General features: G+C 71.3%; 24 protein-coding genes, 1 tRNA gene and 1 pseudogene. 9 read left to right on the top strand and 17 right to left on the bottom strand.

Going from position 1 to position 22,541, the window contains the following annotated elements; genetic code table 11:
• Nucleotides 1-31 precede the first annotated feature (31 nt).
• The gene (locus ESO89_RS02590; RefSeq protein ID WP_128904127.1) at nucleotides 32-2,308 is read left to right on the top strand and encodes an ATP-binding protein; all 2,277 of its coding nucleotides are present in this window, start codon (nucleotides 32-34) and stop codon (nucleotides 2,306-2,308) included.
• Between the two features lie 19 nt (nucleotides 2,309-2,327).
• Here ESO89_RS02590 and ESO89_RS02585 read toward each other — a convergent pair whose 3' ends face one another.
• The 13 genes from ESO89_RS02585 to ESO89_RS02525 form a co-directional block, all read right to left on the bottom strand.
• On the bottom strand, nucleotides 2,328-2,699 hold the full coding sequence (locus ESO89_RS02585) for a DUF3209 family protein (RefSeq protein WP_128904126.1): 372 nt from the start codon (nucleotides 2,697-2,699) through the stop codon (nucleotides 2,328-2,330).
• A 1-nt stretch (nucleotide 2,700) separates the two neighbouring features.
• The gene (locus tag ESO89_RS02580; RefSeq protein ID WP_128904125.1) at nucleotides 2,701-3,930 is read right to left on the bottom strand and encodes a CbiX/SirB N-terminal domain-containing protein; all 1,230 of its coding nucleotides are present in this window, start codon (nucleotides 3,928-3,930) and stop codon (nucleotides 2,701-2,703) included.
• The gene (locus tag ESO89_RS02575) at nucleotides 3,927-4,736 is read right to left on the bottom strand and encodes a cobalamin biosynthesis protein (RefSeq protein WP_241686090.1); all 810 of its coding nucleotides are present in this window, start codon (nucleotides 4,734-4,736) and stop codon (nucleotides 3,927-3,929) included. Before ESO89_RS02575 ends, ESO89_RS02580 begins: the two co-directional genes overlap by 4 nt.
• Nucleotides 4,733-5,071: a ferredoxin gene (locus ESO89_RS02570; protein ID WP_128904124.1), complete on the bottom strand. Its 339-nt coding sequence runs from the start codon at nucleotides 5,069-5,071 to the stop codon at nucleotides 4,733-4,735. The genes ESO89_RS02575 and ESO89_RS02570 overlap by 4 nt, the downstream gene beginning before the upstream one ends.
• A 1-nt stretch (nucleotide 5,072) precedes the next feature.
• Complete coding sequence (cobJ, locus tag ESO89_RS02565) at nucleotides 5,073-6,023, bottom strand: precorrin-3B C(17)-methyltransferase (RefSeq protein WP_128904123.1); 951 nt, start codon at nucleotides 6,021-6,023, stop codon at nucleotides 5,073-5,075.
• A gap of 14 nt (nucleotides 6,024-6,037) precedes the next feature.
• Nucleotides 6,038-6,943 carry a precorrin-3B C(17)-methyltransferase gene (locus ESO89_RS02560; protein WP_128904122.1) on the bottom strand — a complete coding sequence of 302 codons (906 nt, stop codon included), beginning with the start codon at nucleotides 6,941-6,943 and terminating at the stop codon, nucleotides 6,038-6,040.
• A complete protein-coding gene (gene cbiG / locus ESO89_RS02555; RefSeq protein ID WP_128904121.1) occupies nucleotides 6,940-7,980 on the bottom strand; it encodes a cobalt-precorrin 5A hydrolase in 1,041 nt (346 codons plus the stop codon). Before cbiG ends, ESO89_RS02560 begins: the two co-directional genes overlap by 4 nt.
• Nucleotides 7,977-8,903, bottom strand: coding sequence for a cobalt-precorrin-4/precorrin-4 C(11)-methyltransferase (locus ESO89_RS02550; protein ID WP_128904120.1), 927 nt, complete (start codon nucleotides 8,901-8,903; stop codon nucleotides 7,977-7,979). The genes cbiG and ESO89_RS02550 overlap by 4 nt, the downstream gene beginning before the upstream one ends.
• Nucleotides 8,900-9,637, bottom strand: coding sequence for a cobalt-factor II C(20)-methyltransferase (locus ESO89_RS02545; RefSeq protein WP_128904119.1), 738 nt, complete (start codon nucleotides 9,635-9,637; stop codon nucleotides 8,900-8,902). The genes ESO89_RS02550 and ESO89_RS02545 overlap by 4 nt, the downstream gene beginning before the upstream one ends.
• Nucleotides 9,634-10,251 carry a precorrin-6Y C5,15-methyltransferase (decarboxylating) subunit CbiT gene (gene cbiT, locus ESO89_RS02540; RefSeq protein WP_128904118.1) on the bottom strand — a complete coding sequence of 206 codons (618 nt, stop codon included), beginning with the start codon at nucleotides 10,249-10,251 and terminating at the stop codon, nucleotides 9,634-9,636. Before cbiT ends, ESO89_RS02545 begins: the two co-directional genes overlap by 4 nt.
• A gap of 108 nt (nucleotides 10,252-10,359) precedes the next feature.
• Nucleotides 10,360-10,719 carry a (2Fe-2S) ferredoxin domain-containing protein gene (locus tag ESO89_RS02535; RefSeq protein ID WP_128904117.1) on the bottom strand — a complete coding sequence of 120 codons (360 nt, stop codon included), beginning with the start codon at nucleotides 10,717-10,719 and terminating at the stop codon, nucleotides 10,360-10,362.
• A complete protein-coding gene (locus tag ESO89_RS02530; protein WP_128904116.1) occupies nucleotides 10,716-11,537 on the bottom strand; it encodes a CbtA family protein in 822 nt (273 codons plus the stop codon). The genes ESO89_RS02535 and ESO89_RS02530 overlap by 4 nt, the downstream gene beginning before the upstream one ends.
• The gene (locus ESO89_RS02525; protein ID WP_128904115.1) at nucleotides 11,538-11,720 is read right to left on the bottom strand and encodes a CbtB domain-containing protein; all 183 of its coding nucleotides are present in this window, start codon (nucleotides 11,718-11,720) and stop codon (nucleotides 11,538-11,540) included. It lies immediately after the preceding gene.
• A gap of 176 nt (nucleotides 11,721-11,896) precedes the next feature.
• On the opposite strand from ESO89_RS02525, the gene ESO89_RS02520 reads away from it, so the two are divergent.
• Nucleotides 11,897-12,688, top strand: coding sequence for a 23S rRNA (uridine(2552)-2'-O)-methyltransferase (locus tag ESO89_RS02520; RefSeq protein WP_128904114.1), 792 nt, complete (start codon nucleotides 11,897-11,899; stop codon nucleotides 12,686-12,688).
• A gap of 8 nt (nucleotides 12,689-12,696) precedes the next feature.
• On the opposite strand, the pseudogene ESO89_RS19330 reads toward ESO89_RS02520, so the two are convergent.
• Nucleotides 12,697-12,744: pseudogene (locus ESO89_RS19330) on the bottom strand (hypothetical protein); the annotation flags it as partial.
• 104 nt (nucleotides 12,745-12,848) lie between these two features.
• Between ESO89_RS19330 and ESO89_RS02510 the strand changes: the two are divergent.
• The gene (locus ESO89_RS02510; protein WP_128904113.1) at nucleotides 12,849-15,365 is read left to right on the top strand and encodes a methyl-accepting chemotaxis protein; all 2,517 of its coding nucleotides are present in this window, start codon (nucleotides 12,849-12,851) and stop codon (nucleotides 15,363-15,365) included.
• 21 nt (nucleotides 15,366-15,386) lie between these two features.
• Here ESO89_RS02510 and ESO89_RS02505 read toward each other — a convergent pair whose 3' ends face one another.
• The gene (locus ESO89_RS02505; protein ID WP_128904112.1) at nucleotides 15,387-15,929 is read right to left on the bottom strand and encodes a dihydrofolate reductase; all 543 of its coding nucleotides are present in this window, start codon (nucleotides 15,927-15,929) and stop codon (nucleotides 15,387-15,389) included.
• A gap of 69 nt (nucleotides 15,930-15,998) precedes the next feature.
• Nucleotides 15,999-17,078: an ornithine cyclodeaminase family protein gene (locus ESO89_RS02500; RefSeq protein WP_128904111.1), complete on the bottom strand. Its 1,080-nt coding sequence runs from the start codon at nucleotides 17,076-17,078 to the stop codon at nucleotides 15,999-16,001.
• Between the two features lie 550 nt (nucleotides 17,079-17,628).
• Between ESO89_RS02500 and ubaA the strand changes: the two genes are divergently transcribed.
• Nucleotides 17,629-18,441, top strand: a complete 813-nt coding sequence (gene ubaA / locus ESO89_RS02495; protein ID WP_128904110.1) for an SAMP-activating enzyme E1 — start codon at nucleotides 17,629-17,631, stop codon at nucleotides 18,439-18,441.
• Nucleotide 18,442: 1 nt separating this feature from the next.
• Here the strand turns inward: ubaA and ESO89_RS02490 are convergent, their stop codons facing one another.
• The gene (locus ESO89_RS02490; RefSeq protein ID WP_128904109.1) at nucleotides 18,443-18,826 is read right to left on the bottom strand and encodes a DUF7577 domain-containing protein; all 384 of its coding nucleotides are present in this window, start codon (nucleotides 18,824-18,826) and stop codon (nucleotides 18,443-18,445) included.
• Nucleotides 18,827-18,995: 169 nt separating this feature from the next.
• Between ESO89_RS02490 and ESO89_RS02485 the strand changes: the two genes are divergently transcribed.
• The 5 genes from ESO89_RS02485 (at nucleotide 18,996) to thsB (ending at nucleotide 22,189) form a co-directional block, all read left to right on the top strand.
• Nucleotides 18,996-19,376 carry a Rid family detoxifying hydrolase gene (locus ESO89_RS02485; RefSeq protein ID WP_128904108.1) on the top strand — a complete coding sequence of 127 codons (381 nt, stop codon included), beginning with the start codon at nucleotides 18,996-18,998 and terminating at the stop codon, nucleotides 19,374-19,376.
• The gene (locus ESO89_RS02480; RefSeq protein ID WP_128904107.1) at nucleotides 19,377-19,637 is read left to right on the top strand and encodes a hypothetical protein; all 261 of its coding nucleotides are present in this window, start codon (nucleotides 19,377-19,379) and stop codon (nucleotides 19,635-19,637) included.
• Nucleotides 19,638-19,664: 27 nt separating this feature from the next.
• Nucleotides 19,665-19,746, top strand: a tRNA-Ser gene (locus ESO89_RS02475).
• Between the two features lie 300 nt (nucleotides 19,747-20,046).
• Complete coding sequence (locus ESO89_RS18380) at nucleotides 20,047-20,214, top strand: hypothetical protein (RefSeq protein ID WP_164932734.1); 168 nt, start codon at nucleotides 20,047-20,049, stop codon at nucleotides 20,212-20,214.
• Between the two features lie 331 nt (nucleotides 20,215-20,545).
• The gene (gene thsB / locus ESO89_RS02470) at nucleotides 20,546-22,189 is read left to right on the top strand and encodes a thermosome subunit beta (protein ID WP_128904370.1); all 1,644 of its coding nucleotides are present in this window, start codon (nucleotides 20,546-20,548) and stop codon (nucleotides 22,187-22,189) included.
• The last annotated feature ends 352 nt before the right edge of the window (nucleotides 22,190-22,541 follow it).

Raw genomic sequence — 22,541 nt, 5'->3', positions numbered from 1 at the left:
GTTTGTAAAGCACCATTGTTGTAAGTCAACTGTGCTTGACGAAGGTAGGAACAAAAACCCACCGACGCCGGACGCCGGTTTCGATGACGTGGTCGGGCAGACGGAGCTGAAGCGGGCGCTCGCGGCCGCCGGCAGCAACGACGCGCTCTCCGGCGTGTTGGTCTGCGGCGAGAAGGGGACCGGGAAGTCGACACTCGCCCGCGCGCTCGCGTCGGCCCTCCCCGAGCGGCGCGTCGTCGCGGACTGCCGGTACGGCTGTCCGCCCGGCGACCCGAGCCGGCAGTGTCAGCGGTGTCGGCGGCGGGCGAGCCTCCCGGCCGCGACCCGGCGGGCGCCCTTCGTCACCCTGCCGCTGGGAACGACCCGCGAATCGATCGTGGGTTCGCTGTCGGTCGCGGACGCGCTCGACGGCGACGCCGCGTTCGATCCGGGGCTGCTGGCGCGCGCGAACCGGGGCGTCCTCTACGTGGACGAGGTGAACCTCCTCGGCGATCACCTCGTCGACGTGGTGCTCGACGCGGCCGCATCGGGCGTGAACGCGGTGGAGCGCGACGGGGTTTCGCTGACCCATCCCGCGTCGTTCACGCTGATCGGAACGATGAACCCGGAGGAGGGGGCGCTCAGGCCGCAGCTTCGCGACCGGTTCGACCTCGCTATCGACGTGACCGGCCTCGACGCGACCGAGGACCGGATGGCGGTGGTCGACCGGGCGCTCGGCCGCGGCTCCGGGGCGGGAGGCGGTGGGGCAAAAGGCGACGAGGCGGGAGGCGATGGGGCGGAAGGCGACTCCCCGGAACCCGCCCTCTCCGACCCGGCCGCGGCGATCGCCGACGCCCGCGACCGCCTCCCAGACGTGACGCTGCCGGATTTGTTCGTCCGCGATCTAGTGGAACTATGTCGCGACGCCGGCGCCGATGGGCACCGGGCGGACATCGCGACCGCCCGGTGTGCCCGCACTCTCGCCGCGTTGGACGGGCGGACGCGGGTGATCGAGGGCGACCTGCGCGAGGCCGCATCGTGGGCGCTCCCGCACCGCCTGCGCACCGACCCCTTCGAGGAGGAGGCGGACGCCGACGAACTGATCGACGACCACCTCGACGACGGAGGACAGGGAGAAGGTGAGGACCGCGACGAGGCCGGATCCGACGAGAGCGAACCCGGTGAAGGTAAATCCGACGAAGGCGACCTCGACGAGGGCGAATCCGACGGTGACGAGCCCGGCGAAAGCGATCCCAACGAAAGCGGGGCCGACGGCGAGGGCGACGAGGCCGACGACGGGACCGGCGAGGAGGAGCGCCCGGCGGCCGGAGACGGCGATTCGGAACGGGGACCCGGTTCCGGCTCGGAACGGCGATCCGATTCCGGCTCTGCCGAGGCGGGGGAAGCCGGCGGTGGCGACGGCGGAGCCGAGGATGGTGGAGACGACGGCGATAGGGGCGACGAAGGCGGTGAGTGTGACGACGGAAGCGACGAGGGCGGCGACGACGAGGCGACGCCGCTGGTTCCGGGAAGCGAACGGGCCGGCGTCGGCGACGCCGTCGCGCCGGAGGTGGAGGCGCCCGACGCCGGGGCGACGACCGCGGGCGACGGCGCTGGTCGGGGGAGCGCCGCCCCCTCGGCACGCGGGGCCGGGGCGCGGGTCCGGACCGAGCGCACGACCGCGGACGACCGGATCGACGCGGGGGCCTCGATCCGGGCGGCCGCCGAGCGCGGCGGGCGGGCGGTCGAGGAGCGCGACCTCCGGCGGTCCGTCCGCGCCGCCGACGCGGAGACGCTGGTGTGTTTCGCCGTCGACGCCTCCGCGTCGATGCGGGGGCCGATGAGGGCGGCGAAGGGCGCCGCGATCGACCTGCTCCGCGACGCCTACGAGCACCGTGACGCCGTCTCGCTGGTGGCGTTCGCCGGCGACGACGCCGCCGTCCTGCTCCCGCCGACCGACGACGTGGGACGGGCGGCCCGGCACCTGAAGGACCTCCCGACGGGCGACCGCACCCCGCTGGCGGCGGGGGTGGAGACCGCGGCGGACGCGATCGCTCGCGCCGACGCCGACGTGTCGCTGGCGGTCGTCGTCACCGACGGCGGGGCCAACGGCGCGGACCGACCCACCGGGGCCGCCCGCGATGCCGGCGGTCGGCTCCGCGAGGCCGCCGACCGAACGCTGGTGGTCGACGCCGGCGAGGGGGACGGGGTCGTGGCGACCCTCGTCGACGCGACCGGCGGAGAGCGCGTGCCCTTATCGACGCTGTCGGCCGAGCGGGTCGACCGTGAACTCGGCGGAGCGACGGGCGACCGGGCCACGGAGCGGTAGTCGGCTTCGCCCGCGCCGCTCACTCCTCGACGGGGAACGCGTCGTGGAGGTCGTGGTGGGTCTCGCCCAGCCCGTCGAGCAGGCCGTCGCCGTGGGTCGCGAGGCGGGCGAGGCTCCGCTCGGCGTCGCGGACGGCGACGAGTCGGCCGCGGACGTAGTCGCTTTCGGGGTCGTCCGCGTCGAGCGTCGCCACCTCCTCCTCCAAGTCGACGAGCGCGGCGTCGAGGTGTCGACGCAGTTCGTCGAGCGTTTCGGCGGTCGCGAGCCCCTCGATGGGGCCCGCAAGCTCGCCGTCCAGTTCCTTCTCGGCGTGCTCGCGCGCGGCGCGGTCGTCGGTGCCGAGAACGTTCATCAGGCCGAGTCGTAGGGCTTCGAGTTCGAGACAGCTCATGTTATTGTAGCGTGTCGTGGACCAAATCGGAGACGATGCGCTCGCGGTCGAGGTGCGAGGAGACGATGCGGTCCGCGTCGGCCTCGCCGACGCCGCCGTACCAGACGCCGTCGGGATAGACGGCCACCATCGGGCCGTCGCCGCACTGGTCGAGACAGGAGGTCCGGGTGACGCGCGCGTCGCAGGCGTCGGAGTCCCGGACGGCCTGCCGGAGTCGTTCGAGCACGGCGGGCGACCCCGCGGCCGCGCAGGTCTGGTTCGTGCAGACCGCGACGTGGTGGGCGGGGGCGTCGTGGGCGTGCGGGTCGTCGTCGACGTTCTCGCGGTCGGCGTGGGCCGCGTCGTGGGTCAGCGCGCGGAGCATCGCCCGCGCGCCGCCCTCGTCGGCCTCGTACCCGTCGAGCTCCACCTTGTACTTGCAGGTGTCACAGGACATCTCGACGCTCCCGGTCCGGGCCTCCTGCCAGCGGTCCGAGAGCACGTCGAGCAGCCGCGGGTCCGTCCCGAGGGGCTCGCCCGGCGCCGCGGCGACGTAGGGGTACTCCTCGTCGAACGCCTCGGCGCCCTCCGCGATCCGGCCGGTGAGCACGCCGTCGCCGAGCATGTACGGGAGAACGACGACCGCGTCCGGCCGCTGACGGGCGACCCGGTGGAGCGTCTCGCCGAGGACCGGGTCGGTCACGCCGATGAAAGTCGCGCGCACGTCCGCGAAGTCCCGACCCTCGTACAGGAGCCGGGCGAGCTTGTGTACGTCCGCGTTGGCGTCGGGGTCCGAGGAGCCCCGAGCGCACAGCACGACCGCGACCTCGTCGTCCGCGCGGTCGACGCCCAGATCGCGCTCGACGGCCGCCGCGCGGTCGTCGAGCAGGTCGAGCAGCGCCGGGTGGACCCCGAGGTGCGAGCCGTTCCGGATCTCCAGATCGGGGTGTTCGGCCCGCGCGCGCTTCACCGCGAGCGGCACGTCGTTCTTGACGTGGCTCGCCGCGAACAGCGAGAGGTGGACCACCGACACGCGGGAGACGGTTCCCGCGAGGCCATCGATCCCCTCGTCGACGGCCGGCGACGCGAGTTCGAGGAACGCGGCGTCGACGGGGACGCCCAGCCGCGACTCCAAGTCGGCCGCGAGCGTCCGCACCTGCTCGTTCGACTTCTCGCGCCGGGAGCCGTGGCCGACGAGCAGCACCGCCTCGTCCGACAGCGACGAGGGGGTCGGGGCGGCGTCGCTGCTCACGACGGACCCACCTCTTTCTCTTCCCCTTCCTCTTCCCCCTCCTCTTTTTCTTCCTCTCCCCGCCGTCCGTCGCCGGCTCCCCCGCGGACGCGCTCGACGCTCCGGAGGGTCTTGCGCCGCCGGAGGGGAGCGAACAGGCCGGACGCCGCGCTCCCCTCGTACAGCCACTCGCCGAGCGCGGGGCCGGCGTCGTCGGCGACGCCGAACCAGTACCCGCCCGACGAGGACTCGTTCAGGTCCCCGTAGGGCGCGTCGACGGGCGCCGCGTCGAGGTGGCGGCGGACGGTCGCGAGTAGCGCCTCGTCGTCGTGGACGACCGAGATCCCGACCGCGTTCGCCTCGGACTTGTAGCAGACCGTCCCGCAGCCCTCGACGATCCCGCGGAGGAGCTGGCGGCGGTGGTCGTCGAGCGCCGAGAAGCGGTAGCCGCCGGAGGCGCCCCCGTCAGAGGCGCCCCTACCGGACGCCTCACCGCCGGTCGGGAGCCCGAACGCGGCCGCCCCCCGGCGCGCCGCGGGCGTCTCGGCCGCGACGACGTACTCGTCGCTCGTGCGAGTCACGTCGGTGTCGTGGGCGTACGCCCGCTCCGTCACCTCGCGCTCGCGGTCCACGTCGCGCGCGCCGAACAGCGCCGCGACCCGCTCGGCCGCCGGCGCGCCGCCGACCCGAACCCGGACCGCGTCGCCGTCGACCGCGCCGTCCGCGGCCACGCGTCCCCACAGGTACGCGGCTTGCGGCGACGCGGCGAGGAGGTCGTCCGGCGCCTCCGGCAGCGGGTCGTCCGTCCAGTCCGCGTGCTCGCTCATTCGGCCTCCCCCTCCCCTTCCTCCTCCCCTTCCCCCTCCGCCGGCGCGGCAGCGTCGTCTCTCTCCGCCGGCGCGACCGCGATCGCGTCGAGCGGGCACGCCGCGGCCGCTCCGCGGGCGTCGTCGATCCGGTCGTCCGCGAACGTCGCCGTCACGCTCGTTTCCGTTCGCTCGACCGCCTCGGCGGCGTCGGGGTCGAACGCCGCGAGCCCGTCGTCGTCCTCCACGAACCGGGGGTCGCGGACGAGACACGCGAACACGCCGTCGCAGGCGTCGCGGTCGACCGTCACCGCGTAGCCGGTCGAGTCGCTCGTCGCAGTGGTTGGCTCGCTCATCTCAGTAGTCGTACTTCGTCTCGTAGCCGCGCGGCGTGACCATCCGGCCGTCCCACACGTACGTCTCCTCGTTACCGACGACGACGGTCGTCGTCATGTCCACGAGGTCGGTCTCGCCGTACGACTCCAGCTCGCCGAGCGTGGTGATCTCGATCTCCTCGTCGTCGCGGCCGGCGCCGTGGACGATGCCGACCGGGGTGTCGTCTGCGCGGTGTTCGCGGAGGATCTCACAGGCCGTCTCCCAGTTCTCTCGGCGCTTGCGGCTCCACGGGTTGTAGACGGTGATCGTGAACCCCTCGCCGGCGACGGCGTGGAGCCGCGATTCGATCTCGTCCATCGGGGTGAGGTGATCCGAGAGCGACACCGACACGGAGTCGTTCACCAGCGGCGCGCCCAGCCGCGCGCCGCACGACTGCGCCGCGGGGACGCCGGGGACGACCTCGAAGTCGACCGCCGAGGCGGTCGCGCCCTTCGACTCCAGTATCTCCAGCGCCAGCCCCGCCAGCGCGTACACGTTCGGGTCGCCGGAGCCGACGATCGCCACGTCGTTGCCGGCGAGCGCGCGGTCGATCGCCTCCTCGGTGCGGGACACCTCCCCGCACATCGGCGTGTCGTACAGCTCGTCCGCCTCCTCGGTGATCTCGTCGGGAATGAGGTCGATGTAGGTGGTGTAGCCGACGATGTGGTCGGCGTCCGCCAGCGACGACTTCGCCCGCGCGGTCATGCCCTCCGCGTGGCCGGGGCCGAGCCCGACGGCGACCAGCCGGCCGGGGTCGGCGTCGAAGTCGTCGACGGTCGCCTCCACCTTCTCTTTCGTGTCGTCGGAGGCGCCGCCGCAGGCGCTCGCGGAGTCGGCGCCCGTCGCGTCCGCCGACGCGCCGCAGGTCGTCGTTTCCGTCTCGGTCTCCGTGCTGTCCGTCTCGTCAGTCGTGCCGCCGCATGCGTCGCTCATTGTGTGGTGTGTCCTCAGAAGTCCTCCACGTCACGCCCGCCGCGCGGGGTGACGAGGTACGGTCGGTAGTCGTTGCGCCAGACCTCGGTCTCGTGGGTGCCGACGAGGATCGACGTGCCCATGCCGCCGACCTCCTCGTCGTGGTCGGTCGCCTCGCCGAGCGTCGTCAGGGTGTACGTCTCCCCGTCGACGTTGCGGCCGGCGTCGCCCCGGCCGGCGTCGTTGACGATGGCGACGGGCACGTCGTCGTGACGCGCCTCGCGTATCGCCTCGATCGCGCGCTCGTAGTCGCGCCAGCAGTTGTACAGGACGATCACGAAGTCGGCGACCGCCGCGGCGTGGAGCTTCTCCTCGATCTCCGCCCAGCCGCGCCACTTGTCCGACAGCGAGACCGTACAGAAGTCGTTCGACAGCGGCGCGCCGAGCGTCGCCGCGAGGCTCAGCCCCGCCGTGACGCCGGGAACGATCTCGATCGGTACGTCGGTCGCCGCCTCCGCCTCGGCCATCGTGAACAGCAGGTCAGATTTGCCGTACACGTTCGGGTCGCCGCCGGAGACGTGCGCCACGTCCTGTCCGTCGCGGACGCGCTCGAACGCCTCGCGGGCCAGTTCGACCTGCTTCCCCATCGACGACCGAACCAGCTCCTGCTCCGCGTCCTCCTGCTCGTCTTCGGGCGGGAGCGTCCCGTTCTCGCGGAGGAACGCCTGATACAGGTTCGATGCGATCACGCAGTCGGCCTCCTCGACGACGCGCCGGGCGCGCTCCGTCAGCTCGTCCGGGAGCCCCGGGCCGATGCCGACGACGTACAGCGCCCCGTAGCCCTCGGGCACCTCGCCGTCGGGGTCGCCGCCGGCGGCCGCGCGCGAGTCGGGGAGCGGCGCCCGATCAGGTGACGACCCGTCGCCCGTCCCGCCGCTCATCGCCCCACCGCCACGGTGACGCTGTTCTCGTGGCCGATCTTCTCGACGACGAGTTCGTGGTCGCGGCCGCCGGCGATGGCCGACGCCTCGGAGACGCCGGGCCAGCCGATCAGCTCCTTCGAGCGCGACGGCGTCGGCCCCTCGTGCGCTTCCAGCGTCTCCTTCTCGAAGCTCACGACCCCGAGGCCGCGCGCCTCGGCCGCCTCCAGCAGCCCCGGCTCCTCCTCCTTGCGGGTGCCGGTGGCGACGTACTCCACGTCCCCCCACTCGGCGTCGGCCTCGGCGAGCGCGCGCTCCCACGCGGCCTCGAACTGCTCGGCGGTCGCGCCCGAGACGCTGCCGGTCCCGAGGACGACGCCCTTGCCGGGATCGCCGTTCCGCTTCAGCACGGTCACGTCGTCGCCGGCGAGGACCGCCCGCGGGCCGTCAAGCCGGGCGACGGGGCCGAGCTCGTCGTCGAGGACGGCGAGGTTCGTCGCGACCGTCGAGTCGCCGTTGACGACGTGGGCGTCGAGCGCCTTCGCGCGCTCCTCGACGCCTTGCTTGCCCGCCGCCTCGCTGGCGGTCGTCATCGCCGGCACCGCGCCCAGCGAGGCGAGGTCCTCGGCCACCTGGTTCGCGCCGTGGTGACCGCCCGTGAGCGGGATGGCCCACGTCAGCGCCTCGTCGACGACGACCACCGCCGGGTCGTCCCACTTGTCGTCGAGCAGCGGCGCGGTCTTGCGCATCGCGATGCCGCTGGCCATCAGCCCACAGAACACGTCGTACTCGCCCCAGTGCTCCGCGAACACGCCGCCGTGGTACTCCAGCAGGTCGATCCGGTCGTACCGGTCGGCGAGCCCCGCCTCGATCTCCTCGGCGGTCTCGCGCTTGCGCTCGAAGGTGACGATTCCGAGCGTCTCGGCCACCTCGCCGTCGGAATCCGGCGTCGAACAATGCCCGCCGCCGGAGTCGCTGTCGGAGTCGCCGTCGGCGTCGCCGTCATCCGATCCGTTCGTGCCGCCCGATGCGTTCGCCGTGTCGTCGTCCGTGCTCATTTCGTAGATCCCTCCGTGATCGCGTCGGCGTCGTCCGCGTCTCGCTCGCCCTCGCCCTCGCTCCCATCTCGCGGGTCACTTCGTTCCCCGCTCGAATCGAGGTCTCGCTCGCCCTCGCCCTCGCCCTCGCTCCCGCCATTGGCCCAATCGCCGTAGAGGTAGGAGCGCTCGTAGCCGCCACCGGTGACCGCCTCGCCGACGACCACGAGCGCGGAGGCGCGGTAGCCGGCCTCCTCGACCGCGTCGGCGATGTCGGCGACCGTCCCGCTTATCACGTCCTCGTCGGGCCACGAGGCGTGATACACCACCGCGACGGGCGTGTCGGGATCGACGCCGTCGTCGAGCAGGCGGTCCATCGTCTCGCGGACCGCGTGGGTGCCGAGGTAGATGCAGGTCGTCACGTCGCCCATCCGCACGAACTCGGAGATGTGGTCCTCCTCCGGACTCAGGGTCTTCCCCTGCGGGCGGGTGAACGCGACGTGGTTCGCGACCTCGTTGAGCGTGAGCTGGGTGTCCAGCGTCGCGCTCGCGGCGAACGCCGAGGTGACGCCCGGGACGAAGTACGTCGGGACCCCCTCGGACTCCAGCGCGTCCATCTGCTCCAACGCCGCGCCGTAGATCGACGGGTCGCCGGAGTGGAGCCGAACGACGGTTCGGCCCGCCTCGTGGGCGTCCCGCATCAACGGGACCAGCTCCTCCAGGTCCTTCCCGACGGAGTTCACCTGCTCGGCGTGGTCACAGAAGGCGTCGAGCAGCTCGCTGTTCACCAGCGATCCCGCATGAACGACGAGGTCGGCGTCGGCCAGCAGCGCCCGCGCGCGCACCGTCAGCAGTCCGGGATCGCCGGGGCCCGCGCCGACGAACGGGACCCCCTCGCGGTCGTCCAGCACCTCGGTCGCGGGGTCCGGGAGCGCGTCGGTCACGCGTCGCTCACCCCGGACCCGCCGGCGGCGTCGTCGGCCGGCTCCCCCGCTTCCGCGAACGCCGCGGTCGCCGGCGAGGAGCCGGCGCCCGGGCGCCGTGCGTACGCCAGCGTGTAGTAGTCGCGCTCGGCGATCGCCTCGGGGTCGTCGGTGACGACGGTCTCGCCCTGCTCCATGAACAGGCGGCGCCCGTACGTCACCTCGTAGCCGGCCTCGACGAGCCCCTCGTGGGTCGCCGGCGCGTCGGTCACCTTGAACAGGACCATCCGGTCCGGCCCGGTCGGCGACTTCCCGGCGTCGGCCTCACGGAGCGCGAGCCCCGCGCCGGCCTCGACCTCGACGCCGAGGGCGGTCGTGAACGCCGTCGTCGCCGAGACGCCCGGCACCGTCTCGACGGTCACGTCCGGATGGAACGCGTCGAGGGTCCGCCGGAGGTGCCCGAACGTCGAGTAGACGTTCGGGTCGCCGAGGGTGACGAACGCCGCGTCGCCGTCGCGGGCGACGGGCGCGACCGCGTCGGCGGCCGTCCGCCACGCGCGACGGAGCTCGTCCGGGTCGCGCGTCATCGGGAAGTCGAGGTCGCCCAGCCGGGACTCGGGGACGTGCTCGACGGCGACCGAGCGCGAGAGCCGCCCCGGCGTGTAGACGGTGTCGGCCGACTCCAGGACCCGCTTCCCGCGAAGGGTGATCAGGTCGGCGTCTCCGGGGCCGAGGCCGACGCCGTACAGCGTCACGCGTCACCCCCTGCGGTCGTCGCGTCGGCCGGGTCGGCCGCGTCGACCTCGTCGGTGTCGCCTCCGGCTCCGCCGGTGATCACGTACACCGGATTCTCCGAGTCGAAGCTCGTGGCGCCGGCGAGCTCGTAGCCGTGACTGGCCTGAAACTGGACGACTTCGTCGAGGACCCCCCGGTCGCGGAACGCCTCGACGGCCCGCCCGGCGACCTCCAGCCGCGAGACGTTCATCACGACGCGGTCGACCTCCGTTTCGACCGCGTGGTCGAGCACCGCCTCGAAGTTCCGCGACCCGCCGAGAAACAGCGCGTCCGCGTCGTCCGGGAGCCCGTCGGGGGCCTCGGCCTCGACGAGGTCGACCGCCGCGCCGTCGACGTCGTTCGCCGCGAGGTTCTTCCGCGTCACCGCCAGCCGATCGGGCTTGCGTTCGAGCGCGGTGACGCGGCCCGCCCGCCGCGCCGCTTCGATCGTCACCGCGCCGGTGCACGAGCCGACCTCCACAAAGTGATCTTCCGGAGTAAGTCCCAACTTAGAGACGGTCACGGCCCGGATCTCGGACTTCGTCGGTCCCGCCTTCGCGTCGTGGGGAAGCCGTATCGACGGTGTTCGAGGCATCGGTTCCACGAGAGGAAGCCCGCGTAATAACAATTGTGATTGTTCTAAGAAAAGTTTCGTTGTGTAGCGTTCCGAGCCTCGGAACGCTGCGTTCGCGCCTCGGGGCGCTCAGTCCGCCTCCGACGCGGTCACGCCCGGTCCGCGGCCGAGGTCCGTCGCCTCGGGGCCGAACACGTCCGCCATGAGCGCCGGCACGTCCGCGGGCGTCACGTCGGCGAACCACCGGCCGCGCGGGTGGACCGCGATCGCGGCGCCGTCGGCGCCACAGAGCCCGAGACAGCCCGTTTCGGCGACATGAACGCGCGACCAGAACACGTCGCGGTCGCGGAGCCACGCCCGCACCGCGTCGAGGGTCTCGGAGGCGCCCCCCTCCGCACAGGCGGCGCACTCCGAGTCGCGGGCGTTCGTGCAGACCAACACGTGGTCGGTGAAGCCGGCGTCCCGAATCGCCTCGCTCCGCTCGTTCACGGGCTCCCCGCGGGCGCCTCCTCCGCGAGAGGAGGGTCGGTCGGTCCCGCGTTCCGATTCGGATCGTCGCTCGCGTGGAACCGCGCGTGGGCGCCGGCCATGACCAGCCACGTGAGCGCCTGTCCGAAGGCGACGAGCCCGGCCAGCCCGTGCGCCAGATCCGACGGGAGCCCGGCCGGCACCGCGACGCTCGGAACGCCGACGAGGGCGACCGCGACCGCGACGAGCAGCGCCCAGGGGAGAGCGCCCGCCGCCGCGGCGAGCGGACGACCGTGGTCCCCGCGGAGCCGGTCGTACGCGTACATCCCGCTCGCGGACGCGACCGCGCCCGCCGCCACGAGCCCGACGTAGAGGAGCGACGCCGCGTTCGGGTCCAGCGCCCGCTCGACGCCGGGCGGCGCGGGCGGGAACGCGAGCCACGGCGCGACGGAGACCGTCAGGAAGCCCGCGGCGCCGAACGCGTAGCTCCGGGCCGCCCCGGACCCCGGAACGATCGGTTCGAGGAAGTAGAAGGCGATCCCGAAGGCGACGACGCCGAGGAACACGCCCCAGAGGACGCCGGAGAGCACGCTCACGCCGTCGGTCAGGGAGGCTGGAAGCGCGCCCTCCGCGTGGGAGTGACCGGCGTGCTCGTGGTCGCCGGCGTGCTCGTGGTCGCCGGCGTGCTCGTGGTCGCCCGCTTCGCCCGCGTGTTCCACATGCGCGCCCTCCTCGGCGAACGCCACGAGGGGGTTCGCCACGAGCGCCACGAGCAGCCCGAAGACGAGTCCGGCGACGAGCCCGGATTTGACGCCGTTCACCACGTAGGCGGCGATCATTCAGTGGCAGACGACGCCGGCCGCGTGCCGGAAGTTGTGCATCGCCTCGTGTGCCGTCGGCTCCTGAAACAGCACGAGCACGAAGCCGAGCGCCGCCACCGCGAGGAGGACGGACAACACCTGTGTCGGAGTGAGCGTCGCTCGCGCGAGTCGCAGCCGATCGTGAACCGTGTTCGCCGTCATTAGCAATCTGATTTGTACGAGTAAAACCAGACTTGTAAATCTTTCCGAGTCGGCCGCGGGCGGGAGGGCCACACATCCGATGTCCCTTTCCGCGTCGGCGGCGTAGTCGCCGTCATGAACGCAGTTTCGCCCGCGATTTCCGCGCACAACGCATCACGAGACGGGAGGAGAGACGGATGAGCGGCAAAGACGAGTACTACAACCGATCGAAACAGCAGGGGTACCGGAGCCGCGCCTCCTACAAGCTGAAGCAGATCGACGAGGACTCGGACCTGTTCGAGCGCGGCGACACCGTCGTCGACCTCGGCGCCGCGCCCGGCGGCTGGCTGCAGGTCGCCGCCGAGGCGGTCGGGGAGTCGGGGACCGTCGTCGGCGTCGACCTCCAGCGCATCGACGACCTCGAAGACCACGACGTGGAGACGATTCGCGGCGACATGACCGAGGAGCGCACCCGGCACTACCTTCGGGAGGCGATCGGCGAGCGCGGCGCGGACGCGGTGCTCTCGGACATGGCGCCGAACATGACCGGGGAGTACGCCCTCGATCACGCCCGGTCGGTCCACCTCGCGCGGCAGGCGTTCGACGTGGCCGAGGAGCTGCTCGCGCCCGGAGGCGACTTCGTCGTGAAGGTGTTCCAAGGCGAGGACCTGGACGCGTTCCGCGAGGACGTTCGCGCGGAGTTCCAGTACCTCCGGACCGTCTCGCCGCCGGCCTCCCGCGACTCCTCCTCGGAGGTGTACCTCGTCGCCAGGGGGCTGAACACCGCCCCCGTCGAGGCGGGCGATCGGATCGAGGTGACGATCGAGGAACGCGGCGACGAGGGCGACGGGATCGCGTACGTCGAGGGGTACTCGCTGTTCGTTTCCGGCGCCGACGTGGGCGAGACCGTGACCGTCGAGGTCGACGACGCCAAGCCGCGGTTCGGGTTCGCGACGCGCGTCGACGGCGGCGGTCGCGCCGACGAATAGCCGGCAGTCGCGCCGACGGCGGCGGTCGCGCCGACGAATCGCCGGCGGTCGACCACCCCCTGTCACGGGCGCACCGGCGGGTCGTCGGGCTTCGAATCCGTTATTAAGAGCGATAACTCGCGTCGATCGGTTATATACCCTCGCGTGAAACGGAGGGTAAATGGATCGCAACGGCACGGGAGATCGACCGAGGGAAGCAGAGACACACCGGGAGGACGGAGCGGAGTCGAACGGCCACGGTTCCGACGCGGAGGCGACGCGGACCGCGGACGAGGGGACGACGCGGACCGAGCCGACTGCGGGCGGCGACGCGCCGATCGGGGCGTTCCGCGAGGTCGCGGCGCGGCTCGCCGACGGCGACCTCGGGGCTCGCTTCCCGGCGGCGGAGGCGAGCGGAGAGGCGGCCGCGGTCGCGAGCGACCTCAACGCGTTCGTCGAGGGGGTCACCGAGACCCTGTCCGCGGCCGAGGGGTTCGGCGACGAGGTCGCGGGGGCCTCGGAGCACGTACGGTCGAACGTGGCGCGGGCGAAAGAGCAGAGCGACGACGTGTACGCGGCGGTCGACGGGATCGAGACGGCGGCGATCCGCCAGCGCGACGACATCGCGGAGGCGACCCAAGAGCTGCAGAGCGTCTCGGCGGCGACGGAGCAGGTCGCGGCGTCGGCGGAGGAGGTGGCGACCACGGCCGCGAACGTCGCCGAGCGCGCCGACGAGGGGAACGGCGCCGCCGCCGCGGCGATCGAGGAGCTACAGGTGGTCGACGAGCGGACCGAGACCGCGCTCGACCGCGTCGAGGAGCTGGAGTCGGAGGTCGCGGCGATCGAAGACATCACCGACCTCATCCGGGAGATCGCCGACGAGACGAACATCCTCGCGCTGAACGCCTCGATCGAGGCCGCCCGGGCCGGGGAGGCCGGCGCCGGGTTCGAGGTCGTCGCCGAGGAGGTCAAGAGCCTCGCCGAGGAGTCCCGCGACGCGACCGCCGAGATCGAGGCGTCGATCGGCTCGGTGCGCGACGAGACCGACGCGACCGTCGCGGAGATCACGGACATGCGTGACCGCGTCGGAGAGGGGATAGACACCGCCGAGAGCGCCCTCGAAGCGTTCACGGACCTGACCGACGACATCGAGGAGACCACGAGCGGGGTCGAGGAGATCAGCGACGCGACCGACGACCAGGCGGCCGCGATCGAGGAGGCCGTCGACATGGTCGAATCGGTCGGCGGGCTCGCGGACGACACCGCCGAGGACGCCGCCGAGGTGACGACGATCGCCCACACCCAGAAGACGTCGCTGACGGAGGTGGCCGCCGGCGCGTCGACGCTGAACGACCGGACCGGAACGCTCGACGACCGGCTCGACGCCTACGACCTCGCCGGGGGTGCCGCGGACGACGACGACGCGGTCGTCGAGTTCTGGCACGCGCTCGGGGGGCGCAAGGCGCGGCTGCTCGACGAGCTCGTCGAGGAGTTCGAGGCGGCGACCGAGGGCGTCTCGATCCGGCCCTCCTCGAAGGGGAGCTACCGGGGCGTGTTCGACGCCACCCTCGCGGCGGCCGAGCGGGGCGACCCGCCGGCGATCGCGCACCTCTACGAGATCGGCACCAAGCGCGCGCTCGACAGCGGGGCGTTCGCCCCGGTGGAGGACCTGCTCGCGGACGCCGCCCGGACCGGGGGCGGCGTGGGCGGCGAACTCGGCGCGGAGGCGCGGCTCGATCCCGACGACCTCCTCGATCCCGTCGCGAACTACTACCGGACCGACGGCCGGCTCCACTCGCTCCCCTTCAACGCGTCGACGCCCGTGCTCTACTACGACCGGGCCGCCTTCGAGCGCGCCGGGCTGGACCCGGACGACCCTCCGGCGACGTTCGACGAGGTCCGGCGCTGCGCCGAGCGGCTGGTCGAGCGCGGCGGCGTCGAGACCGGGATCACGTTCGCGAACTACTCGTGGTTCGTCGAGCAGTGGTTCGCCGAGGCGGGCCAACTGCTCGTCGACGCGGACAACGGACGGGCGGGGACGCCGACGGAGGCGTTCTTCGACGCCGAGGCGGGCGAGCGGGTGTACGAGTGGATCGCCGACATGGCGGCCGACGGGCTGTATCACGATCCCGGGATCGAGGCCCGAGGGCAGGCCCGGGAGGCGTTCCACGAGGGGCGCGCCGGGATGCTGATCGGGTCGACCTCGGCGATGGTGGACGTTCACGAGGGCGCGTCGTTCCCGGTCGGAACCGGGTACTTCCCGGTGGCCGACGAGCGCCACGGGGTCGTCGTTGGCGGCGGCTCGCTGTGGGTCGCCGACCGGGCGTCCGCCGAGCAGCAGCGGGCGGCCGCCGCGTTCCTCGGCTGGCTCGCCGCGCCGGAACAGCAGGCGCGGTGGCACCGGGAGACGGGGTACTTCCCGGTCCACGAGGGCGCTGTCGACCGGCTCACGCGGGACGGCTGGTTCGACGAGAACCCGGGCTACCGCACGGCGATGGACCAGCTGCTTGACGCCGAGGAGTCGGCGGCCACGACCGGCGCCCGGATCGGCCCGTTCGACACCGTCCGGACGCTGGTCGCCGAGGCCTCCGTCGAGGCCCGGGAGTACGGGGTCGCGGAGGCGCTCGACAGGCTCACGGAGAGCGCGGAGCTACAGCTTCAGTCGTACGCCGAGGGCGCGGGGACGGACGCCCGGTAGACGGCGGGCGATCGCTTCCGATCACGACGCGGCGCCGCGTCGGACCCACTCCCGGAGCGTGAACCGGTCGAACTCGGTCTCGGCGGCGACGGTCCACTCGTCGCGGTCCCACGTCGGGTAGAACGTGTCGCCGTCGTAGCTCCCCGCGACGTGGCTGAGCACCATCCGACCGAGGTGGGGCTGGAACAGCTCGTAGATCGCCCCGCCGCCGAGGACGTAGACGGGGGCGTCGCCGTCGGTCCCGTCCCCGTCGGCCCGGTCGTCGCTCCCGCCACCGCGACCGTCGACGAGATCCTCGGCGCGCGCGATCGCCGACTCGACGCCGTCGGCGACGACCGCGGTCGGAACGTCGACCGAATCGACGCTCCGGCTCACGACGATCTGACGGGCGCCGGGGAGGTCGTCGCGCATCGAGTCGAAGGTGCGGCGGCCCAATATCACCGGCGAGCCCGCGACGCGCTCGCGGTACTGCCGGACGTCGGCCTCGATGTGGGGCCACGGCACCTCGCCGTCCCTGCCGATCGCCCGGTTCTCCGCGAGCGCCGCGACGCTGACGAGTTGCACGGGCGCCCTACGAGCACGGGCGACAAAAATCGGTCGGGCGGGGGCGGAAAGAAGGAAAGCGGAACCGACCTACTCCGCGAGCCCGAGGAGGTCGAACGGGTAGCCGTTGTCGTTGTCGTCGGCCTGCTCGTAGACGACGCGGGCGGCCGCCACGTCTTGGATCGCGAGACCGGTGGAGTCGAAGACGGTGACGCCGTCGACGCCGGCATCAGCGCCATCGTCACTGTCGTCGCCCGCCTCCGCGCCGCCGCTCTCGAACCCGGCTCCGGTGCGGCCCGGACGGTTGCCGACGACGATCTCGCCGATCTCGCCGTAGATGTCGTCGTCGGTCAGGACCCCCGCGGTGTAGGGGACGTTGATCTCGCCGGAGTGGGTGCACTGCTCGTGGTCGTCGATGACGACCGCCGCGTCCAACAGGAGGTCGTCGTCGAGTTCGTGTTTGCCCGCCGCGTCGGCGCCCATCGCGTTGATGTGCGTGTGCTCGCCCACGTCGTCGGGACCCACGATCGGCTCCTCGACGGGAGTCACCGTCGAGAGCACGTCGCAGTGGCCGGCCTCCGAAATAGAGCCCCGCCGGACCTCGAACCGGTCTTCGAAGGACGCGATGAAGTCGGCGACGCGCTCCTCGTCGAGGTCGCTCACGACGACTTCCTTGATGTCGCGGACTGCCGCGATCGCCGCCAGTTGGGTGTACGACTGGACGCCCGCGCCGACGATCCCCAGCGAGGTCGCGTCCGGGACCGCCAGCTCGTCGGTGGCGACCGCGGCCGCCGCGCCCGTGCGCTTCATCGTGAGCGTCGTGCCGTCGAGGACCGCCAGCGGGAACGCCGTCTCCGGGTCGGAGTAGATCATCGTCCCCATCACGGTCGGGAGGTCGTGGTCGGCGGGGTTGTCGGTGTGGACGTTCACCCACTTGATCCCGGCGGCGTCCCAGCCCGCGTCCTCGGCGGTGTCCTCGGTGCGCACGTCGAGGTAGGCGGGCATCGAGCGGAAGTCACCGTTGTACTCCGGCAGGTCGATGTACGACTTCGCGGGCATCTTGGCGTTGCCGCGCTCGTAGGCCGTGAACGCGCCCCGAACCGCGTCGATGACGCGGTCCATGCGGGCGTTCTCGTCGACGTCGTCGGCGTTCAAAAGCAGCGTCTGCATGCCGCAAGCTTTGCCGGAGGGGTACTTCAAGCCTATTGAATCGGCGGCGGGCATAGGGTTGATCGGTCCGACTGACTACCGCGGTGGCGCGCGCCTGTGAGCGCCCACCGGGCGCGAGTCAGCGCGCGCGAGGTCGTCGGGCTTCGCCCGACTGCCAGAGGGACCGTCGGTCCCTCGCTGGAGTCGGCCGCCCGAAGCGAAGCGGAGGGGGGCCGACGAGGCTGGGGAGGCGTGAGGTGCGGGGCGGTGCTGTGCGGGGTGGGACTCAAAGGGGCAGCCGTGATCCCCGCGAGCGAAGCGAGCGGGGGCACGGGAGACGAAGTCTCCCGAAGGGACGAAGCACGGCGCAGTAAGCACCGCAGCGAGCAACGCGAGCGAGGAGCGCAGCAAGCCGCGCGAGTCGTCGCGGCTGGGGCTTTGGCGGTGTTCGTCGCTAGGCCGAGGTCAACTATTTATCGTCGACCTCGTCGTTCGGGAAGAACGCCCGCGCGTCCCCCAACGCGAGCGGGTCGGGAACACGATTATACCGACTCACCCCCCACATCGACGCATGAGCCTCTCGCTCGGCGCCGACCAGCTCGATCGGTACTCCAGACACGTGATCATGGACGAGGTCGGCCCGGAGGGCCAGAAGGCCCTGCTCGACGGGCGCGCTTTGGTGCTCGGGGCGGGCGGGCTCGGCGCGCCGGTCATCCAGTACCTCGCGGCCGCCGGCGTCGGCACCCTCGGGATCGTCGACGACGACGTGGTCGAGCGCTCGAACCTCCAGCGACAGGTGGTCCACGGCGACGCCGACGTGGGCGAGCCGAAGGTCGAGTCGGCGGCGCGGTACGTCGACCGGCTCAACCCCGACATCGACGTGAAGGCCCACGAGACGCGGCTCACCGAGGGGAACGTCCGCGACCTGCTCGCGGGCTACGACCTCGTCGTCGACTGCGCGGACAACTTCCGCACCCGATACGTCGTCAACGACGCGGCCCGGATCGAGGGGCTCCCCGTCGTCCACGGCGCCATCTACAAGTTCGAGGGGCAGGCGACGACGCTCGTCCCGGACGGCCCCTGCTACCGGTGTCTGTTCCCGGAGGCGCCCGAGCCGGGGACGGTGCCCGACTGCGCGGCGACGGGCGTCCTCGGCGTGCTTCCCGGCACGGTCGGATGCATTCAGGCGACCGAGGCGATCAAGCTCCTGCTCGATGCGGGCGAGGCGCTCGCCGGGCGCGTGCTCTTCTACGACGCGATGGACATGACCTTCGAGTCCGTGCCGTACCGGCGCAACCCCGACTGTCCGGTCTGCGGCGAGGACGGCATCGAGACGATCGAGGGGATCGACTACTCGGGCGGCTGCCGCGTGGACGCGGACTGACTCAAAGCGACCGATTCGGCACCGTCGTCCCCGCGGTCCCGCCGGGACCGTCGTCGGCGAAGCCGGAACGGACGCACCACCGGCAGTACCGGTAGCCCGTCCGGTTCTTGGCGCCGCAGTACCGGCAGACGACCGTCTCGCCGTCGGCGTCGAGCGGCGGCGGGTCGCCCGTCGGGTCCGATTCCCCCGCGGTCACCGTGAGGCCCGTCGCTCCGTCGCCGGACGGCTCCGGATCGGCGTTCGCCTCGTCGGGCACCTCGCGCGCCGACCCGAGGAAGTCGGACGGATCGCGGTCCGCGCGCGTGAACAGCCACGCGAACGCGAGGTTGATCAGGGCCACCGCGCCGAGGATCGCGACGAGCGGGGCGATTTCTGCTCCCGTCATATGTCGTGTGTTAGCACGCGAAGGTTATATGGGCACCGGTGGGGGTGGGAACACGCCGCGAGAGGGAGAGACGAGAGACGCCGCGAGAGGGAGAGACGAGAGGCGTGGCGCGAGGGGAGCGACCGCGTTCCCCGGTCACTTTATGCACGCCCGTCGAAGGCGGACGCGTATGAAGGAGACAGTCCATACCGACGCGGCCCCCGCGGCGGTCGGCGCGTACAGTCAGGCGACGACGAACGGCGACCTCGCGTTCACCGCCGGCCAGATCCCGCTGACCCCCGACGGCGACCTCCTCGACGACGCGCCGATCGCGGTCCAGACCGAACAGGCCCTCGACAACCTCGTTGCCGTGCTCGACGAGGCGGGCGCGGCGCCGGAAGACGTGCTCAAAACGACGGTCTTCCTCGCCGACATCGACGACTTCGACGAGATGAACGAGACGTACGCGGGCTACTTCGAGGAGTCGCCGCCCGCCCGGTCGGCCGTGCAGGCCGGCGCGCTCCCGAAGGGCGTCGGCGTGGAGATCGAGGCCGTCGCCGTCGTCGAGTAGATGACCGACGACGCCGTCGAGGGGACCACAGACCCGTCCGGCGTCCCGGCGACCCCTCGGACGAGGGCGCGGTCCGCGGCCCTGTGGGGGCTCGTCGGCGGGTTCGCGTTCCTCGTGCTCGCGCAGGGGTATCTCCTCCTCGACGGCGACCCCCCCTTCGGCTACGCCGGACTGTTCGCGATCGCGGGGGGGATCGCCGTCGCGTCCGGCGGGATCGCGTACGCGGTCGAGCACCGGCTCCACGCGAAAAGAAGGACTTAACAGTCCCACCGGATTATCCCAGACCGGGCCAGGATGGCCGAGTGGTAAGGCGCACGCCTGGAAAGCGTGTTCCCTTGCGGGATCGGGGGTTCAAATCCCTCTCCTGGCGTTCTTGTCGACGCCGATTACGAGCGAGGAGCGGAGCGACGAGCGAGCCCGGCGTCGACGAACACAGACGGAGATTTGAACCAAGGAGTGAAGCGAGCGGAGAGAGCGGAACGACTGAGGTTCAAATCCCTCTCCTGGCGTTCTCTGTCGACGCCGACCACGAGCGAGGAGCGGAGCGACGACCGAGTCCGGCGTCGACGAACCCGGAGCCCCGCGTAGCGACGCTGTTCGGCCACGCCACGGACGTTCCCACACACCGACACAAGACTCATATGTGTGGGTAGTGTTGTCACGGTTGACGATGCCAGACACGAAATCAGGTCGCGAGCGGAAAGGGAGGAACAAGCGCCGGCAGCTGGAAAGTCACCTCAACCGACGCGAGCTCGACGCCGCCGACGAGCCGCCGGAGCCGACGATCGACGAAGTCGACTCGGAGTACCTCACAGAGACCGACGAGCTCGATCGGTGACCGCTCGCGGCCGACCCCGCTTCTCCGTTCCCGTCCGGTAAGTCGTATCGACGCCCCGAGAGCGACGGCCCAACAGCGAGCCTTGACACGTCCCGTGCGGGGACCCCTCCGGAATCGACAACCGTCCCGGAAACGCATATAAACTCCCGAGATAAGGGCGTACGATCGCGATGAAGTGGCGTGGTAACGATACGCACGAGAGTCGTTCGAGGGGCGCGTAGTCCGGCGATTTTTCCGCCGATCTCGCGAACCGTGACGGCCGCGAGCGAACGCCATTCAACGACACGTTTATATAGAATCACAATCAATCAAACGGTGTATGAGCCAGCGAATGCAGCAAGGTCAGCCGATGATCATCATGGGCGACGACGCCCAACGCGTCAAGGACAAGGACGCACAGGAGTACAACATCTCCGCGGCGCGCGGCGTCGCCGAGTCCGTACGCTCGACGCTCGGACCGAAGGGGATGGACAAGATGCTCGTCGACTCGACGGGCGACGTCACCATCACGAACGACGGCGTCACCATCCTGCAGACGATGGACATCGACAACCCGACCGCCGAGATGATCGTCGAAGTCGCCGAGACCCAAGAGGACGAGGCCGGCGACGGTACGACGAGTGCGGTCGCCATCGCGGGCGAGCTCCTCAAGACCGCCGAGGACCTCCTCGAGCAGGACATCCACCCGACGGCCGTCATCAAGGGCTTTAACCTCGCGAGCGAGTACGCCCGCGAGCAGGTCGACGAGGTCGCCACCGAGGTCGACCCCGACGACACCGAGGCCCTGAAGAGCGTCGCCGAGACGTCGATGACCGGCAAGGGCGCGGAGCTCGACAAGGACGTGCTCGCCGACCTCGTCGTCCGCGCGATCCAGGGCGTCACCGTCGAGGCCGACGACGGCTCGCACGTCGTCGATCTGGCGAACCTCAACATCGAGACGCGCACCGGGCGCGCGGCCGGGCAGTCCCGGCTGCTCTCGGGCGCCGTCATCGATAAGGACTCGGTCCACGAGGACATGCCGACCGACTTCGAGGCGGCCGACGTGCTTCTCCTCAACGACCCGATCGAGGTCGAGGAGGCCGACGTGGACACCGCCGTCAACGTCGAGTCGCCCGACCAGCTCCAGCGCTTCCTCGATCAGGAGGAGGAGCAGCTCCGCGAGAAGGTCGACAAAATCGTCGAGTCGGGCGCCGACGTGGTCTTCTGTCAGAAGGGGATCGACGACCTCGCACAGCACTACCTCGCGAAGGAGGGCGTCCTCGCGGTCCGCCGGACGAAGAAGTCCGACCTGACCTTCCTCAAGAACGTGCTCGGCGCGCCGATCGTCAGCGACCTCGATTCGCTCACCGCCGACGACCTCGCGGTCGGCTCGGTCACCCGCGACACCGAGGAGGAGCTGTTCTACGTCGAGGGCGAGGACGCCCACGGCGTCACGCTCCTGCTGTACGGCACCACCGAGCACGTCGTCGACGAGCTCGAACGCGGCATTCAGGACGCCATCGACGTGGTCTCGACGACCGTCTCCGACGGGCGCACGCTCCCCGGCGGCGGCGCCGTCGAGGTCGAGCTCGCCCGTCGGCTCCGCGACCACGCCGACTCCGTCTCCGGCCGCGAGCAGCTCGCCGTCGAGGCGTTCGCCGACTCGCTCGAACTGATCCCGCGCGTGCTCGCCGAGAACGCCGGGCTCGACGCCATCGACCTGCTCGTCGACCTCCGCGCGGCCCACGAGGCCGGCGACACCGAGGCCGGGCTGAACGTCTTCTCCGGCGAGGTCGAGAACACGACCGAGGCCGGCGTCGTCGAGACGGCCCACGCGAAGGAGCAGGCGATCGCCTCCGCCGCCGAGGCCGCGAACCTCGTCCTGAAAATCGACGACATCATCTCCGCGGGCGACCTCTCGACCGGCGGCGACGACGACGGCGGCGCCCCCGCCGGCGGCATGGGCGGCATGGGAGGCATGGGCGGTGCGATGTAAGCGTCCGATAGGTCACAATTCACTCTCCAGAGGCCCGCGTACCGCACCTCGAACACGCACGCTCGCGTTCCCCCGGTTTCGTTTTTTGCTCTGTCGAAATCCGTAGCAGTTGCTACCGTTATTCCGGCGGCAACAATACGATCTTTAAAAGCCCGTGAGCGACGGTGACAATCGCTTATAAACGAACGTGGCGGTGGCGCGTGCCTCCGAGTGGCCGATAGGCCACGAGGAGCACGCGCGAGGGAGTCGGTCGCCATAGTGAGTGAGAAAACTTTTGGAGATAGAGGACAGACATGTTGTATGGAGAGAAACCGACGGAAAGAAATCAAGCGGCACCTCACTGAAGAGGAAC

The organism is Halorubrum amylolyticum (assembly GCF_004114995.1).
Classification (GTDB): Archaea; Halobacteriota; Halobacteria; order Halobacteriales; family Haloferacaceae; genus Halorubrum; species Halorubrum amylolyticum.
The sequence above is the reverse complement of the archived record's forward strand: the minus strand, read 5'-3'. Positions and strand labels throughout refer to the sequence as shown.